General features: G+C 65.4%; 7 protein-coding genes, 3 rRNA genes and 1 pseudogene. 6 read left to right on the top strand and 5 right to left on the bottom strand.

Annotation, left to right across the window (positions count from 1 at the left end; all coding sequences use genetic code 11):
- Positions 1-39 precede the first annotated feature (39 nt).
- The 5 genes and pseudogenes from AC4IHM_RS17855 (at position 40) to AC4IHM_RS17835 (ending at position 6,683) form a co-directional block, all read left to right on the top strand.
- The gene (locus tag AC4IHM_RS17855) at positions 40-849 is read left to right on the top strand and encodes a hypothetical protein (RefSeq protein WP_490868015.1); all 810 of its coding nucleotides are present in this window, start codon (positions 40-42) and stop codon (positions 847-849) included.
- Positions 839-2,170, top strand: a complete 1,332-nt coding sequence (locus tag AC4IHM_RS17850) for a hypothetical protein (RefSeq protein ID WP_490868014.1) — start codon at positions 839-841, stop codon at positions 2,168-2,170. Before AC4IHM_RS17855 ends, AC4IHM_RS17850 begins: the two co-directional genes overlap by 11 nt.
- Positions 2,167-3,726, top strand: a complete 1,560-nt coding sequence (locus AC4IHM_RS17845; RefSeq protein WP_490868013.1) for an SCO6880 family protein — start codon at positions 2,167-2,169, stop codon at positions 3,724-3,726. Before AC4IHM_RS17850 ends, AC4IHM_RS17845 begins: the two co-directional genes overlap by 4 nt.
- Before the next feature lie 12 nt (positions 3,727-3,738).
- Positions 3,739-5,152, top strand: a pseudogene (locus AC4IHM_RS17840) (ATP-binding protein).
- A gap of 22 nt (positions 5,153-5,174) precedes the next feature.
- Entirely contained in the window at positions 5,175-6,683 is a 1,509-nt protein-coding gene (locus AC4IHM_RS17835; protein ID WP_490868012.1) for a type IV secretory system conjugative DNA transfer family protein, read from the top strand.
- 19 nt (positions 6,684-6,702) lie between these two features.
- On the opposite strand, the gene AC4IHM_RS17830 is transcribed toward AC4IHM_RS17835, so the two are convergent.
- From AC4IHM_RS17830 to AC4IHM_RS17810, 5 genes are all read right to left on the bottom strand, one after another.
- Positions 6,703-7,263: a GNAT family N-acetyltransferase gene (locus AC4IHM_RS17830; protein ID WP_490868011.1), complete on the bottom strand. Its 561-nt coding sequence runs from the start codon at positions 7,261-7,263 to the stop codon at positions 6,703-6,705.
- An 84-nt stretch (positions 7,264-7,347) separates the two neighbouring features.
- Positions 7,348-7,464, bottom strand: a 5S ribosomal RNA gene (gene rrf, locus AC4IHM_RS17825).
- 85 nt (positions 7,465-7,549) lie between these two features.
- A 23S ribosomal RNA gene (locus AC4IHM_RS17820) occupies positions 7,550-10,672 on the bottom strand.
- 283 nt (positions 10,673-10,955) lie between these two features.
- A 16S ribosomal RNA gene (locus tag AC4IHM_RS17815) occupies positions 10,956-12,482 on the bottom strand.
- Together the 16S, 23S and 5S rRNA genes form the textbook arrangement of a ribosomal RNA operon.
- 638 nt (positions 12,483-13,120) lie before the next feature.
- Complete coding sequence (locus AC4IHM_RS17810) at positions 13,121-13,669, bottom strand: MarR family winged helix-turn-helix transcriptional regulator (protein WP_490868010.1); 549 nt, start codon at positions 13,667-13,669, stop codon at positions 13,121-13,123.
- 137 nt (positions 13,670-13,806) lie between these two features.
- Between AC4IHM_RS17810 and AC4IHM_RS17805 the strand changes: the two genes are divergently transcribed.
- The gene (locus AC4IHM_RS17805) at positions 13,807-15,084 is read left to right on the top strand and encodes an MFS transporter (protein ID WP_490870855.1); all 1,278 of its coding nucleotides are present in this window, start codon (positions 13,807-13,809) and stop codon (positions 15,082-15,084) included.
- Positions 15,085-15,114 lie beyond the last annotated feature (30 nt).

Genomic DNA, 15,114 nt, shown 5'->3' with positions numbered 1-15,114 from the left:
CTACTACGGCAGGTACGACGTTGAGGGGGCGTACGCGGCATGAGTCTCGGAGACGACCAGCAGTCCTCCAGCGGTTACGGCGGCACCGGGCAGACCCGGACCCGGCTGCCCGACCGGGACGGCGACGGCCACGGCGGGCCCCGGCGCGGCGGCCGCTCGTCGTCCAGAAGCCTGGTCACCGTGGTCGGCGTCGTCGTCGTACTCATCGCCGCGATCGCCTTCGCGAACCGTGGAGGAGACGATTCCGCACCCTCGGACGACACCGCCGACAAACCAAGAACCTCCCCCACGGCCCCCACCGGCGTCCCCCCGGTACAGTCCGCCTTCGCCCACAACAACCAGGGCGCCCAGAGCGCAGCGGCCAACTATGCGGTGGCCCTGGGCTCTGACGGCATGTTCGACCCGACGCGGCGCCAAGAGATCGTGCGGGCCATCGCCGACCCCGGTTCGATCGACCGCCTCCAGTCAGGTTTCAACGCCGACTACTCGGCGGACTTCCTGAAGAAGATCGGTCTCGACAAGGACGGCAAAGCGCCTTCGGGGGTCACCTTCGTCAGCCGAACCCTGCCGGTAGGCACCAGGGCGACCTCCTTCAGCGACAGTGCCGCCACGGTCGAAGTGTGGTGCAACGGGCTCTTCGGGCTCACTGGCGAGAAGACGACCAATCCGGTGACGAACAGCTGGTTCACCGTGGTCATGAAACTGAACTGGAGCGGGAGCGACTGGAAGGTTCTGGAAACCAGCCAGAAGACCGGCCCAACCCCTGTCCCGGGGGACAACCCTGTTTCTGGGGCCGATGAGATGAGCAAGGCTGTCCAGGAGTTCGGAGGCTTCACATATGCCCGGTAACCAGCACCGCGCGCTGAAGCTCACCGGCTTGGTGGCTGCCGCGCAGGCAACCGTTGTACTGCTCTCCACGCGCGCCTTCGCCGAGCCCACTCCGACGCCGGCGCCGACGGAGGACGACCCGTGCTCGCTCATCGCGGGCCCGGCCAAGAAGTACTGCGAACGCGGTGAAAGCGGCTCCGGTGGTGGTGGCAGTGACGCCAATCTCACCTCCACCCTCGACCCCCTCTCCTCCCTCGCCAAGGGCTGTGCCGACGCCGCCTCCTGGACCGTCGACAAGCTCAGCGCCGCCGTACGGGACACCGCCAACGTCGACTTCACGAACTCGAAGTTCCTCCAGCAGTACGCCGTCGTCTTCGCGGCGTCGACGATCCTCACACTCGTTCTGTGGCTACTGGCGGTCGCCAAGCGCGCCGTGCGCGGCGTCCCCCTCACCACCGCGCTGTCCGAGGCGATCGGGTTCCTCTGGCTCACCGTCCTGGCGTCGGCCTTCACCCCGCTGATCCTCTACACCGTCGTCTCCGCCACCGACGGCGTCACCGACGTCCTCGCCAAGGCCACCGGCGACCAGACGGACACGTTCTTCGGCACATTCTCCGGCGCCCTGGCAAAGGGCGAGAACATCGGCGGCGGACCGATCATGCTGATCGTCGTCTCCCTGGTGTCGATCCTCGCCGCCGGCGTCCTGTGGCTGGAACTGGTCATCCGCGCCGCCCTGCTCTACGTCGGCGCCCTGCTCGGCACCGTCGTCTACGCCGGCCTGGTCGACAAGAACCTCTGGGGCCACGTCCGCCGCTGGGCCGGAATCATGATCGCCGTGATACTGGTCAAACCGGTCATCGTCATCGTCCTCGGCCTCGCCGGCGCCCTGTCCACCGACGACGGCCCCAACGCCTTCTCGGCCGTCGTCTCCGGCCTCGCCATCATCCTGCTCGCGATCTTCGCCTCGGCGATGATCTACCGCTTCGTCCCCGGCTTCGGCGACGAGATCGCCAACGGCCGCAACAACCGCATCATGCAGGGCGCCGAGAGCAAGGCCGCCGCCGTGATCAGCTCCCCGGCCAACCTCGTCGCCCAGGGCATCAGAACCCACAGCACCCGCCACAACGGCGACGGCGGAGGCGGCCAGTCCTCGTCCTCCGCGCCCCGCCCCGCCAACCCCGCCTCCGGCGGAGTCGCGGCACACAGCTCGCGCCCCTCGAACGGCGGCGGAAGCGTCCCCTCCGCCGCGCCCGCACCGCGCTCCGGCAGCCCGGTGAACACGCCACACGCCAGCAACACCCGCAACAGCGGCAACAAAAGCACGGGAGGTGAAGGGCGTTGACGACCGAGTCCCATCTGTCCCATCCGGTCACGCCCCGCCGTACGTATCTGATCGGCCGCGCCCGGCCGAACGCGATCGTCGGCCGCAACCGCGAGACCGGTGAGATCGCGCTGATCGTCGTGGGCGCGTTCCTCGGCATGATGAGCGGGCTCCTCGTCCCCTTCCTGACCCTGCGTATCGTGCTGCTCTGCGGCTTCCCGATGCTCGCGCTGGCGGCCGTCTACGTGCCGTACCGGCACCGCACGTTCTACAAGTGGTTCGAGATCAACCGCAGCTACAAGCGGACCCTGCGCAACGGCACGACCTACCGCTCCGGCGTCATCGAGGCCGGCACCCGGATCGACGGCCGCGAGATCGAGGTCGGCCCGCCGCCCGGCATCGGCCGCATCAACTGGCTCGCGGCCCCCTTCGGGCCGGACGAGATCGCCGTACTGCTGCACGCCGACCGCAAGACGGTGACGGCCGCGATCGAGATCGAGGGCCCCGGCGTCGGCCTGCGCGACTCCGAGGACCAGGAGGCCCTCGTCGACCGCTTCGGCACCCTGCTCAAGCACGTGGCCAACGGCGACGGCTTCGTCACCCGCATCCAGATGCTCGCCCGCACCCTCCCGGCCGACCCCGACGCACACGCCAAGGACGTCGCCCAACGCGGCGACGACAAGGCACTGCCGTGGCTCCAGCAGTCGTACGACCAGCTCCAGTCGATGGTGTCCACCAGCAGCGAGCAGCACCGTGCCTATCTCATCGCCTGCATGCACTACAACCGTGAACTGGCCGCCGAGGCGAACACCATGGCCCGCGCCGCCCGGCCGCACAACGGGCGCAAGCTCGACCGCGACGCCGGGCTCGCGATCGTGATGGCACGCGAGCTGACCGACATCTGCTCGCGCCTCCAGGAGGCCGACATCCGGGTACGCCAGCCGCTGGGCCAGGGCCGGCTCGCCTCGCTGATCCACGCCATGTACGACCCGGACCACCCGATCGACCACATCCAGGCGATGACCAAGCGCAACGCCTGGCCGGCCGAGCTGGACGCCATGGAGCCCACCTACCTCCAGGCCAAGACCCGCGAGTCCTCCACCCGCGCCCCCTGGTGCCACGCCACCGCCTGGGTCAAGGAGTGGCCGATGACCCCGGTCGGCGTGAACTTCCTCGCGCCGCTCCTCGTCCACACCCCGGACGTCATCCGCACCGTCGCCGTCACGATGGACCTCGAACCCACCGAGGTCGCCATCGAGCGCATGCTGACCGAGAAGACCAACGACGACGCCGAGGCCTCCCGCGCCGCCAAGATGAACCGGACCGTGGACCCCCGCGACATCGCCGCCCACGGCCGCCTCGACCAGCGCGGCGAGGACCTCGCCAGCGGCGCGGCCGGCGTCAACCTGGTCGGCTACATCACCGTCTCCTCCCGCTCTCCCGAGGCACTCGCCCGCGACAAGCGGACGATCAGGGCCTCGGCGGGAAAGTCGTACCTGAAACTGGAGTGGTGCGACCGTGAGCACCATCGCGCCTTCGTGAACACACTTCCGTTCGCCACCGGCATCCGAAGGTAGGGGCTGAGCCTGATGCGGGACCCGCTGTCCGTCCTCACCGACGCCTTCACGTCCTTCCTCTTCGGGAAGGTCGAGACGACCCGCCTCCCGGTCCGCACGTCCACGGGCCAGGCCCAGGCGGTCTACCTGCCGACGGCCGCGCCCGGCCTCGGCGACTCCGGCGTGATCATCGGCCGCGAGGTGTACTCGGGCAAGGGCTACATCTACGACCCCTTCCAGCTCTACGGCCAGCAGCTCCCGGCCCCGCACTGGCTGGTGCTCGGCGAGTCCGGCAACGGCAAGTCGGCGCTGGAGAAGACGTACGTCCTGCGCCAGCTCCGTTTCCGCGACCGCCAGGTCGTCGTCCTGGACGCCCAGGGCGAGGACGGCGTCGGCGAGTGGAACCTCATCGCCGACGAGCTGGGCATAACGCCCATCCGGCTGGACCCGAGGGCCGCCCTGGACCACGGCATCCGGCTCAACCCGCTGGACCCGGCGATCACCACGACCGGGCAACTGGCCCTGCTCCGCACGATCATCGAGGTCGCGATGGGGCACGGCCTGGACGAACGCTCCGGCTTCGCGCTCAAGGTCGCGCACGCCTACGTCAACGAGACCATCGTCCAGCGCCAGCCGGTCCTCACCGACATCGTCGAGCAGCTCCGCCACCCCGAGCCGGAGTCGGCCGAGGCGATGAACGTCGCCATAGACGACGTACGGGCATGGGGCCTGGACGTGGCACTGGTCCTCGACCGCCTCGTCGACGGCGACCTGCGCGGCATGTTCGACGGCCCGACGACGGTCGGCATCGACCTCGACGCCCCCCTCATCGTCTTCGACCTCTCCCACATCGACCGCAATTCCATCGCCATGCCGATCCTGATGGCCATCGTCGGAGTGTGGCTGGAGCACACCTGGATCCGCCCCGACCGGAAGAAGCGCATCTTCCTGGTCGAGGAGGCCTGGCACATCATCAACAGCCCCTTCGTGGCGCAGTTGTTCCAGCGGCTGCTGAAGTTCGGCCGCCGGCTGGGTCTGTCGTTCGTGGCGGTGGTGCACCATCTCTCGGAACGTCGTCGACGGGGCGGCGGCCAGAGAGGCCGCGGCCATCCTGAAAATGGCCTCCACCCGGACCGTCTACGCCCAGAAGGCCGACGAGGCACGGGCCACGGGGCGCGTACTCGGCCTGCCACGCTGGGCGGTGGAGATCATCCCCTCGCTCACCCCCGGCATCGCGGTGTGGGACGTCAACGGCAATGTGCAGGTGGTCAAACACCTGATCACCGAGACCGAGCGCCCGCTGGTCTTCACCGACCGCGCGATGACCGAGTCCTCCGCCGACCTCAACGACGACGCCCTGCGCGCCGCCGAACTGGAGGCGGAGGAACGGGCGGCGGCCTTCGTGGAACAGCACATCGGCGACTCGTCCGAATCGACGGTGGCGTAGGGAGACGGGGAGGATCCGACGCATGAGTCCGGACGACCGGCACGACCAGCGGCCGGCCCAGGGCGGCATCCCCGACGGCCTGCTGGTCGGCACCCTCGCCTTCCTGCTCGGGATGACCCTGCTGGTGTGGACGGCGACCGGCCTGTCCGCCCTGTTCGCCCACGGCTCCTGGCCCTCCGGCGTCGCCTTCACCGGCACCCCGCCGGCCATGCGCCACCTGATCGCCGAGCCCCACGACATCGCCGGCGCCTGGCCGAACGCCCCGGAGGCGGCCCTCTCCGGGTACGGGCTGTTCTGGGGGCTGTTCATCGGCCAGCTGATGGTGCTGGTCGTCCTGACCGTGTTCGTGATGGGGACACTGGCCCGCTGGAGGGCGGTACGACAACGCCGGCGCTCGGCGCCCGAGGCGACCCCGCGGGAGGCACCCGCGGCCGTACCCGAGACCGCGGTGCACGAGACGCCGGTGCCGCAGACGCTCGTGCACGAGACTCCGGCCCACGAGGTGCCGACCCCGAGGGCGCCGCGGCAGGACCCGGCGGACCGGCCCGAGCCCCCCGCCCTCATCGCCAACGGCAAACACCTGAGCGGGTGGGAGACACCCCGCACCGAAGGCGCGGTGCGCTACGGCCCCCCGGACCACCGCCACTCGACAGCCGCCCAGGCCCTGCGGGACGCAGAAGGCGCCGCCCTCGTCGTCACCTCGAACCCCGCCCTCTGGTCGGACACCAAGGACGCCCGCGCGAAACTCGGCCCCGTCCACCTCTACGACCCGAACCACCTCTGCGACACCCCGGCCCGCTTCCACTGGTCGCCCACCGCGGGCTGCGAGGACAGACAGACGGCCACGAGCAGGGCCGCCGCCCTCCTCACCCCGGTCCGCCCCACCGCCCGGCTCGACCAAGCGGTCGGCGACACCGCCGAGTTGCTCCTGCGCAGCTACCTCCACGCCGCCGCCATCGACGGCCGCACCGTCCGCCACGTCCACCGCTGGGCACAAGGCCTACAGATCCAGGACGCCGTACGCATCCTCCGTACCCACCCCAAAGCCGCCCCCGGCTCCGCGGGTGAACTCGAAGGCTCCCTCACCGCTCACCCCGAACGCCGGGACATGGCCCAGCAGCTCACCACCAGGGCACTCGCCGCCCTGTCCACGGTCAATATCCGCGAGGCCTGCACTCCCAACCGAACTGATGCCATCGCCTTGGATTCCTTCGTCCATGAACAGGGAACCCTTTACGTGGTGGGTGAATCCATCGAGGACCCTCGTACGAGCCCCGGCGCGATGCCGCTGCTGACGGCGCTCGTCTCCCACGTGGTCGAGTGCGGCCGGCGCATGGCCGAACGGTCATCCTCCGGCCGCCTCGACCCACCACTGACGCTCGTCCTGGACGACGTGGCGGCCGTGGCCCCGCTTCCCCAGCTCCCGGAACTGCTGGCCACCTGGACCGACCGGGGCATGCCGACCCTGGTCCTGCTCCGGTCCCGCGAACAGGGCAGGGCCCGCTGGCCCCACGACGAACTGCCGGTGTAGCGGCACCCGCGCAAACGCGTCAGCGCCCGAGCACGAATTCCAGCTCGAAGTCGCCGGGCCCGTCCGCCAGCGGCACCCTACGCCCGCTCGGCGTGAACCCCACCTTCCGATAGGCGCCCTGCGCCCGCTCGTTGTCGGGATGGACGAAGAGCCGTATCCGCTCAGCCCTGTGCGCCCAGGCCCACTCCAGCCCGGCGTCGAACAGCGCCTTCGTCAGCCCGCTCCCCCGCCACTCGGGCCGTACGAACACACCGGCCACATGCCCCTGCCGCCGATCCACGGAAAACCCCGCCCAGTCCGTCGTCCCGGGCTCCTCCATCAGCACGGTCAGCGTGCCGAGCCACACACCGTCGGGCCCCTCGGCAATGATCGCCTGCGCCCCGGACGCGCCCTTGCATCCACCGGCCGCCCGCTCCTGCCAGAAGGAGTCCGGCCGCGCCGCGGCCTTCTCGTACGTCTCCAGGTAGGCGAGATGCGCGACCGGGTCACGCAGCGCGCGCAGCCGCAGCTCCTTGACGGCACGCCACTCGTCGGCGCGTATGGAACGGACCGTGTAGTCACCGGGTACGGAGGCACTCATGCCGACCACTGTAATACCGGGTATTTCCTGCTGAACGCAGAAAACCCCGCACCGTTTCCGGTGCGGGGTTTCCTCGCAATAATTGTTCGGCGGCGTCCTACTCTCCCACAGGGTCCCCCCTGCAGTACCATCGGCGCTGTAAGGCTTAGCTTCCGGGTTCGAAATGTAACCGGGCGTTTCCCCTACGCCATGACCACCGAAACACTATGAAACAGACAACCAACCGGTGACCAACACAGTCAGATTGTTCGTGGTTTCAGAACCAACACAGTGGACGCGAGCAACTGAGGACAAGCCCTCGGCCTATTAGTACCGGTCACCTCCACACCTCACGGTGCTTCCAGATCCGGCCTATCAACCCAGTCGTCTACTGGGAGCCTTACCCCATCAAGTGGGTGGGAGCCCTCATCTCGAAGCAGGCTTCCCGCTTAGATGCTTTCAGCGGTTATCCCTCCCGAACGTAGCCAACCAGCCATGCCCTTGGCAGGACAACTGGCACACCAGAGGTTCGTCCGTCCCGGTCCTCTCGTACTAGGGACAGCCCTTCTCAAGACTCCTACGCGCACAGCGGATAGGGACCGAACTGTCTCACGACGTTCTAAACCCAGCTCGCGTACCGCTTTAATGGGCGAACAGCCCAACCCTTGGGACCGACTCCAGCCCCAGGATGCGACGAGCCGACATCGAGGTGCCAAACCATCCCGTCGATATGGACTCTTGGGGAAGATCAGCCTGTTATCCCCGGGGTACCTTTTATCCGTTGAGCGACGGCGCTTCCACAAGCCACCGCCGGATCACTAGTCCCGACTTTCGTCCCTGCTCGACCCGTCGGTCTCACAGTCAAGCTCCCTTGTGCACTTACACTCAACACCTGATTACCAACCAGGCTGAGGGAACCTTTGGGCGCCTCCGTTACTCTTTAGGAGGCAACCGCCCCAGTTAAACTACCCATCAGACACTGTCCCTGATCCGGATCACGGACCCAGGTTAGACATCCAGCACGACCAGACTGGTATTTCAACGACGACTCCCCCTGAACTGGCGTCCAAAGTTCACAGTCTCCCAGCTATCCTACACAAGCCGAACCGAACACCAATATCAAACTGTAGTAAAGGTCCCGGGGTCTTTCCGTCCTGCTGCGCGAAACGAGCATCTTTACTCGTAGTGCAATTTCACCGGGCCTATGGTTGAGACAGTCGAGAAGTCGTTACGCCATTCGTGCAGGTCGGAACTTACCCGACAAGGAATTTCGCTACCTTAGGATGGTTATAGTTACCACCGCCGTTTACTGGCGCTTAAGTTCTCAGCTTCGCCACACCGAAATATGACTAACCGGTCCCCTTAACGTTCCAGCACCGGGCAGGCGTCAGTCCGTATACATCGCCTTACGGCTTCGCACGGACCTGTGTTTTTAGTAAACAGTCGCTTCTCGCTGGTCTCTGCGGCCACCCCCAGCTCAGACCGTAAAGATCATCACCAGGTGTGGCCCCCCTTCTCCCGAAGTTACGGGGGCATTTTGCCGAGTTCCTTAACCATAGTTCACCCGAACGCCTCGGTATTCTCTACCTGACCACCTGAGTCGGTTTAGGGTACGGGCCGCCATAAAACTCGCTAGAGGCTTTTCTCGACAGCATAGGATCATCCACTTCACCACAATCGGCTCGGCATCAGGTCTCACCCACATGCCACCCGGATTTACCTGGATGACGGGCTACACCCTTACCCCGGGACAACCACCGCCCGGGATGGACTACCTTCCTGCGTCACCCCATCACTCACCTACTAACCGCTCGGTTCAGCGGCTCCACCACTCCCCTTCACCCGAAGGCTCCAGGGCGGCTTCACGGCCTTAGCATCACGATATTCAGTGTTTGACGCTTTACAGCGGGTACCGGAATATCAACCGGTTATCCATCGACTACGCCTGTCGGCCTCGCCTTAGGTCCCGACTTACCCTGGGCAGATCAGCTTGACCCAGGAACCCTTAGTCAATCGGCGCAAACGTTTCTCACGTTTGTATCGCTACTCATGCCTGCATTCTCACTCGTGAACCGTCCACAACTCGCTTCCACGGCTGCTTCACCCGGCACACGACGCTCCCCTACCCATCACAGCACCCGTTGGGGCTACACGCTGCAATGACACGACTTCGGCGGTACGCTTGAGCCCCGCTACATTGTCGGCGCGGAATCACTAGACCAGTGAGCTATTACGCACTCTTTCAAGGATGGCTGCTTCTAAGCCAACCTCCTGGTTGTCTGTGCGACTCCACATCCTTTCCCACTTAGCGTACGCTTAGGGGCCTTAGTCGATGCTCTGGGCTGTTTCCCTCTCGACCATGGAGCTTATCCCCCACAGTCTCACTGCCGCGCTCTCACTTACCGGCATTCGGAGTTTGGCTAAGGTCAGTAACCCGGTAGGGCCCATCGCCTATCCAGTGCTCTACCTCCGGCAAGAAACACACGACGCTGCACCTAAATGCATTTCGGGGAGAACCAGCTATCACGGAGTTTGATTGGCCTTTCACCCCTAACCACAGGTCATCCCCCAGGTTTTCAACCCTGGTGGGTTCGGTCCTCCACGACCTCTTACAGCCGCTTCAACCTGCCCATGGCTAGATCACTCCGCTTCGGGTCTTGAGCGTGCTACTCAAACGCCCTCTTAGGACTCGCTTTCGCTACGGCTACCCCACCCGGGTTAACCTCGCAACACACCGCAAACTCGCAGGCTCATTCTTCAAAAGGCACGCAGTCACGAGACACCAAGCAAGCTTGATGCCCGACGCTCCCACGGCTTGTAGGCACACGGTTTCAGGTACTATTTCACTCCGCTCCCGCGGTACTTTTCACCATTCCCTCACGGTACTATCCGCTATCGGTCACCAGGGAATATTTAGGCTTAACGGGTGGTCCCGCCAGATTCACACGGGATTTCTCGGGCCCCGTGCTACTTGGGTGTCTCTCAAACGAGCCGCTCATGTTTCGACTACGGGGGTCTTACCCTCTACGCCGGACCTTTCGCATGTCCTTCGCCTACATCAACGGTTTCTGACTCGTCTCACGGCCGGCAGACCGTAAAAGAGAGATCCCACAACCCCGCACACGCAACCCCTGCCGGGTCTCACACGCATACGGTTTGGCCTCATCCGGTTTCGCTCGCCACTACTCCCGGAATCACGGTTGTTTTCTCTTCCTGCGGGTACTGAGATGTTTCACTTCCCCGCGTTCCCTCCACACTGCCTATGTGTTCAGCAGCGGGTGACAGCCCATGACGACTGCCGGGTTTCCCCATTCGGACACCCCCGGATCAAAGCCTGGTTGACGACTCCCCGGGGCCTATCGTGGCCTCCCACGTCCTTCATCGGTTCCTGGTGCCAAGGCATCCACCGTGCGCCCTTAAAAACTTGGCCACAGATGCTCGCGTCCACTGTGCAGTTCTCAAACAACGACCAACCACCCATCACCCTGCCACTCACGGCAAGTTCACTGGGGCCGGCAACTGAGGCAGCCTCACGGCCATACCCTCAGGCACCCAACAGCGTGCCCGGCCCAAACCCGTCCGATGATCATGCCTTCCACACTCCGAAGAGCAGTACTGACAGCCACCGGCCCGAGTCCGGACCGAATAGTCAACGTTCCACCCATGAGCAACCGTGCAAGACATACGCTTGCAGTCGGCCATGTGCTCCTTAGAAAGGAGGTGATCCAGCCGCACCTTCCGGTACGGCTACCTTGTTACGACTTCGTCCCAATCGCCAGTCCCACCTTCGACAGCTCCCTCCCACAAGGGGTTGGGCCACCGGCTTCGGGTGTTACCGACTTTCGTGACGTGACGGGCGGTGTGTACAAGGCCCGGGAACGTATTCACCGCAGCAATGCTGATCTGCGATTACTAGCGACTCCGACTTCATGGGGTCGAGTTGCAGACCCCAATCCGAACTGAGACCGGCTTTTTGAGATTCGCTCCACCTCACGGTATCGCAGCTCATTGTACCAGCCATTGTAGCACGTGTGCAGCCCAAGACATAAGGGGCATGATGACTTGACGTCGTCCCCACCTTCCTCCGAGTTGACCCCGGCGGTCTCCCGTGAGTCCCCAACACCCCGAAGGGCTTGCTGGCAACACGGGACAAGGGTTGCGCTCGTTGCGGGACTTAACCCAACATCTCACGACACGAGCTGACGACAGCCATGCACCACCTGTACACCGACCACAAGGGGGCGACCATCTCTGGCCGTTTCCGGTGTATGTCAAGCCTTGGTAAGGTTCTTCGCGTTGCGTCGAATTAAGCCACATGCTCCGCCGCTTGTGCGGGCCCCCGTCAATTCCTTTGAGTTTTAGCCTTGCGGCCGTACTCCCCAGGCGGGGCACTTAATGCGTTAGCTGCGGCACGGACAACGTGGAATGTTGCCCACACCTAGTGCCCACCGTTTACGGCGTGGACTACCAGGGTATCTAATCCTGTTCGCTCCCCACGCTTTCGCTCCTCAGCGTCAGTATCGGCCCAGAGATCCGCCTTCGCCACCGGTGTTCCTCCTGATATCTGCGCATTTCACCGCTACACCAGGAATTCCGATCTCCCCTACCGAACTCTAGCCTGCCCGTATCGACTGCAGACCCGGGGTTAAGCCCCGGGCTTTCACAACCGACGCGACAAGCCGCCTACGAGCTCTTTACGCCCAATAATTCCGGACAACGCTTGCGCCCTACGTATTACCGCGGCTGCTGGCACGTAGTTAGCCGGCGCTTCTTCTGCAGGTACCGTCACTTTCGCTTCTTCCCTGCTGAAAGAGGTTTACAACCCGAAGGCCGTCATCCCTCACGCGGCGTCGCTGCATCAGGCTTCCGCCCATTGTGCAATATTCCCCACTGCTGCCTCCCGTAGGAGTCTGGGCCGTGTCTCAGTCCCAGTGTGGCCGGTCGCCCTCTCAGGCCGGCTACCCGTCGTCGCCTTGGTGAGCCATTACCTCACCAACAAGCTGATAGGCCGCGGGCTCATCCTGCACCGCCGGAGCTTTCGACCCCCACAGATGCCCGTGGAGGTCAGTATCCGGTATTAGACCCCGTTTCCAGGGCTTGTCCCAGAGTGCAGGGCAGATTGCCCACGTGTTACTCACCCGTTCGCCACTAATCCCCACCGAAGTGGTTCATCGTTCGACTTGCATGTGTTAAGCACGCCGCCAGCGTTCGTCCTGAGCCAGGATCAAACTCTCCGTGAATGCTTTCCAACATCACGGGAGCGGAACCGTCGGAGGAATAATCCGACCGTTCACAGCGTCCTCGCTGTTGTATTTCAAAGGAACCTCAACCCGATCGGATCAACCAATCAGGTCGGGGTATCAACATATCTGGCGTTGACTTTTGGCACGCTGTTGAGTTCTCAAGGAACGGACGCTTCCTTTGTACTCACCCGAGAAACTCTCTCAGGCTTTCCTCCGGGCGCTTCCCTTCGGTCTTGCGTTTCCGACTCTATCAGATCTTTCCGACCCGATTTCCTCGGTGCTTTCCAGGTTCCCGCTTTCGCGTTTCCCTTTCCGGCGGCTCCGACTCTATCAGATCCTTTCGGACTCTGATTTCCCGTCAGAGGGGGGTGCCGTCCCGGCCGTTGGGCCGTTGCGGCGTCTCAAACCTTAGCGGACCCGCTGGACGATTCCCAATCGGGGTCGTCCGGGCCGTCGAGTTCCCATCGAAATGGAATTCGGACATGCCGAAAACATTCCCACTGGGAGATCGCGCTGATGGTTTGGTTGCCGCTACCGCGGCGGGAGGTGCCACCGCAGAACCGTTACGGTCCCGTGGCAACCCGAAGAACTCTACGGATCCCGCAGAGGGCTGTCAAGAATCTCTGTCAAGATCTTTAATCGAGGTCGCTGAGCCGACCGCCGGCGTCGGGCTGGGCGTGCTCCACCCTGCGCAGCAGCCGGGTGAGGACCTCGCCGAGCGCGGTGCGGTCGTCCGGGGAGAGGTCCTGGAGCAGGTCTTCCTCGAACACCGTGGCGAGGCGCATGGCCTCCAGCCACTTCTCGCGTCCCTCCGCCGTCAGCTCGACGATGACGCGGACCCGGTTGGACTCGTCGCGCTCCCGGGTGACCAGTCCCTCCGTCACCATCCGGTCGATGCGGTGGGTCATGGCGGCGGGCGTCAGGCCGAGGCGCTTGGCGAGGTCGCCGGGCCCGAGCTGGTAGGGGGCGCCGGAGAGGACCAGCGCCTTGAGTACCTCCCAGTCGGTGGTGCTGATGCCGAGTTCCGCGGTCTGCCGGCCGTACGCGACGTTCATACGGCGGTTGAGGCGGGAGAGCGCCGAAACGATCTTCTCGACCTGTGGGTCGAGGTCCTGGAACTCGCGCTGGTAGGCGGCGATCTGTTCTTCGAGTGCCGGCTCACCGGCGCCGGGGATGTCGCCCATGGCCGCAGTATGGCATGCGGCCACATTGCCTCGAAGTCCTTCACTGTGTACTCTTTAATATCGAACTTTAGCTTCTAAGTCTTCAGCTCTAACGGCTGAGTGACCGACTTCACGAGAGGGTGAACGTGACCAGGGCAATGGGCGCGGCGATGCGCCGGATCCACGTGGGCAACGCGCTCAGCGCGTTCGGCCTCGGCTTCACCTTCCCCTACCTGTACGTCTATGTGGCGCAGGTACGGGGACTGGGTTCTGTCACGGCGGGCCTCGTGCTCGCCGTCTTCGCCGTGGCCGCGCTGATCGTGCTGCCGTTCGCCGGGCGCGCCATCGTCCGGCGGGGCCCGCTGCCGGTACTGCTCGGCGCCTTGGTCACCGCCGTGCTCGGGGCGCTGAGCCTCGGGCTGTCGGCGTCGGCGGCCACCGTGCTGCTGTCGGCCGCCGCGCTGGGTGCCGGGCAGGCCGTGATGCAGCCGGCGCTCGCGACGATGATCGTGGACTGCTCCACGACGGAGACCCGGTCGCGTGCCTTCGCCATGCAGTTCTTCCTGCAGAACCTGGGGCTCGGCGTCGGCGGGCTCATCGGTGGTCATCTGGTCGACACCACGAGCGCCTCGTCGTTCACCCTGCTGTTCGCGATCGAGGCGGCGATGTTCCTGCTGCTGGTCGCGGTGATGGCGACGGTGCGAGTGCCGCGGGCGCCGCGCATCGAGGTGGCTCCGGGCCGTTCCCCGGGGAGCGGCTGGAGGCAACTGCTCGGCAACCGGGCCATGGTGCAGCTGTGCGTGCTGGGCTTCGTGCTGTTCTTCGCCTGCTACGGGCAGTTCGAGTCGGGGCTGACCGCGTACGGCGTCGAGGCGGCCGGGATCTCGACATCCGCGCTGGGTACGGCGCTGGCGGCGAACACGCTGGTGATCGTGGTCGCGCAGTTCGCGGTGCTGAAGTTCGTGGAGCGGCGGAAGCGGTCGCGGGTGATCGGGGCCGTCGGGCTGATCTGGGCCGTGGCGTGGGCCGTGGCCGGGTACGCCGGGCTCGGGCACGGCAGCCGGACGATGGCGACGGCCGCGTTCATTTCGACGTACGCGCTGTTCGGGCTGGGCGAGGCGATGCTCTCGCCGACGCTGGCGCCGCTGGTGGCGGATCTGGCGCCGAGCGGGCTGGCCGGGCAGTACAACTCGGCCTTCGCCCTGGTGAAGCAACTGGCGCTGGCGATCGGACCGGCGGTGGGCGGTCCGCTCGGGGCCTCGCTGCACGCGCCGTACATCGTGGTGTTCCTGTTGTTCTCGCTGGGGATCACGGTGCTGGCGGTGCGGCTGGAACGGCAGTTGACGGACGTGCAGAACCAGCCGTCGTCGGCCGGGAGCCGGGTGGTCACGCAGGGCGGGCCGCCGGCCGACGCGGTGGCCGTCGCCGAGGCGTGAGCGGTGCCGTGCCGGGCCCTGGCCCGGCAC

This window comes from Streptomyces sp. SL06 (assembly GCF_058244745.1).
This window is presented reverse-complemented; position numbering and strand designations above follow the sequence as displayed.

Excerpts from the sequence above, each read along its gene's own strand:
- AC4IHM_RS17810 (WP_490868010.1), bottom strand. The coding sequence starts at position 13,669 with ATGGGCGACATCCCCGGCGCCGGTGAGCCGGCACTCGAAGAACAGATC.
- AC4IHM_RS17830 (WP_490868011.1), bottom strand. The coding sequence starts at position 7,263 with ATGAGTGCCTCCGTACCCGGTGACTACACGGTCCGTTCCATACGCGCC.
- AC4IHM_RS17855 (WP_490868015.1), top strand. The coding sequence starts at position 40 with ATGAGTCTCGGAGACGACCAGCAGTCCTCCAGCGGTTACGGCGGCACC.
- AC4IHM_RS17805 (WP_490870855.1), top strand. The coding sequence starts at position 13,807 with ATGGGCGCGGCGATGCGCCGGATCCACGTGGGCAACGCGCTCAGCGCG.
- AC4IHM_RS17850 (WP_490868014.1), top strand. The coding sequence starts at position 839 with ATGCCCGGTAACCAGCACCGCGCGCTGAAGCTCACCGGCTTGGTGGCT.
- AC4IHM_RS17835 (WP_490868012.1), top strand. The coding sequence starts at position 5,175 with ATGAGTCCGGACGACCGGCACGACCAGCGGCCGGCCCAGGGCGGCATC.